Raw genomic sequence first — 2,061 nt, forward strand, 5'->3', positions numbered from 1 at the left:
AGCATAAAAATATTATCCAAAAGACTACCAAAAGCTAAAATGGCATTAAATTTATTCCTTAATACAGACATAGAAAGAGCAGACAAGTTATCTTTACGCTTTGCAAGCAAAATATTAAATAATATTTCAGAAAGATTATCTATAGGTATTCTATCTCTTATATTAATTAATCTACCAAGCAATAAACCAAAATTATACACACATTCAGCATATCCAAATTGCATTGCCATAAATAAAGGTGGAGCACACAAAGATGATTTAGCATGTAAAATCTCAGGTAACAAATTTACTTGCTCATCACAAGAAAGTTCTTCTAAAAGATCATTATACGATATTATAGAGTTAGGCTTATTTTGTTCCATCATCAACTGAAGCACAGAAATACCTGAGGAGCTTTTAGCAAGAAATACCTCCCTTCTAATATCAGCGCCCAACGTTGAAAACAATTTAGATTTTAGTACTCCTCTAATATCCAATGTACTGATGTTACTGTACATCATATGATATATCATACAACCAGAAATTCCATCTTGAGATAGTGTTTCTAAAGTTGAAAAACAAAAACTTTTATTTTTATTTTCTATGGCAGACTGTTCATATATTGCACACTCATTTTCTATTAGTTCTGATTCTTTTTTTTCAAAATACCCTCTATAATTATTTTTATAGATAAACATTCTTAAAGAAAATCTACTTGGATCTAAAAATTCTTCACACTTTAAAACTTCGCTACGTGATACAGCATTTGTTATATTAGGATCAAAAAAATGTACCACCCAACTATCTATTGTACCTATCGGAGATTCTACCATTTTCCTAGTTTTATGGGTGATCCTAAAAGACATTACATGACTACAACTGTCTAATATAAAAAATCTTTGCTCTCCAGAAGCTGTGTTAGAGGCTATTTCATGTAAAAATTTACCAAACCTATCGCAAGCTACAATATGCCTGCCACATGAATTTTCTATCATATCTCTATAAATTTCTCTAAAATTATCTGGAACTGCTCTTTTTACTGAATTTTCATCTGAAAACAGTTCGCTAATTCTCATTTTTTCATTATTTCTATAACAATTAATGCTCTTCAAAGTAAACAACGAAGCCAAATGAGAACAAACAATAGTCTCTTCACCAATCTTAACTTTGCAATTTAAATCTAATAAACTTTCAACATTTTTTTTAGATATATAAGGAGAATTCTTTTCATTAGATGGTATTTCTTCCATCGAATAAGGAGATATATGAACGTGACTGTTACAACTAAAATCCATAACACGACCCCACTACACTAGTAAAGCTTAACAAGACTACCCCATTGCAGATGGGGTCTATAGAGCAAGTCTACAGAGGTGATACTCCTTTTGGAGACTAGTATTTTTTCGTCACCCTTTACTAAAGTGTACATAATGTACATAAGTTGTTTTTTTATTAAAAATACTCAATCACAGTTGAGTATAGTTATACACACAAATGCGACATTTATAACCCAGAAAAAGTATATTTTTGCCCCATTTAATTAAATTACTTTGTATTGGGAATCAAGCCAATAAATTAAAACCCAACCCCCATACTACACACTATCTATTTATTTTGTTTAGTAGTATCTATACTACCCATAGATATCTAAGTGGAAATATTATTTCAACTTCATTAACTATAGCTTTGGGTAGAGGGGATTTTCTATTTTGCAGAGATAGTTTCAGTTATATAGCAATAAGATCATTCACAAAACTTTATATTTAATCATGTTTTATATAATATTTATAGATAAATGTCTTTGTAGATCTTATTATTTACCGCTTTGAAATCAATGCAGAATAAACCTATACTACTACAGTTAGTTTTGTTTGGAGTTTGCGGCAAGCTCTTTAACCTTCGCCAACAAAATTTTATACTTCCCGTCAATGTAACTATTACTTAACGGTGTATATCTAATTGATCTTCTTATTTCATTGAGTCGTGAATATAAAGAATATATAATCTTAGTTGGTAAGTTAGATATTACTTCAAAATAACTTTCCAAAGTCTCTTTATCAGCAAATAATGCAGATGGTATAC

Annotated in this window: 2 protein-coding genes; both read right to left on the reverse strand. The window is 29.8% G+C overall.

The features are described from left to right. A partial coding sequence (locus A6733_RS00320; RefSeq protein ID WP_092460224.1) for a ShET2/EspL2 family type III secretion system effector toxin occupies window positions 1-1,274 on the reverse strand: 1,274 nt, incomplete at its 3' end. Between the two features lie 566 nt (window positions 1,275-1,840). Continuing rightward, a partial coding sequence (locus A6733_RS09315; protein WP_242641577.1) for a hypothetical protein occupies window positions 1,841-2,061 on the reverse strand: 221 nt, incomplete at its 5' end.

It is taken from the genome of Candidatus Ichthyocystis sparus, from assembly GCF_900078745.1.
Taxonomy (GTDB): Bacteria; Pseudomonadota; Gammaproteobacteria; order Burkholderiales; family 2013Ark19i; genus Ichthyocystis; species Ichthyocystis sparus.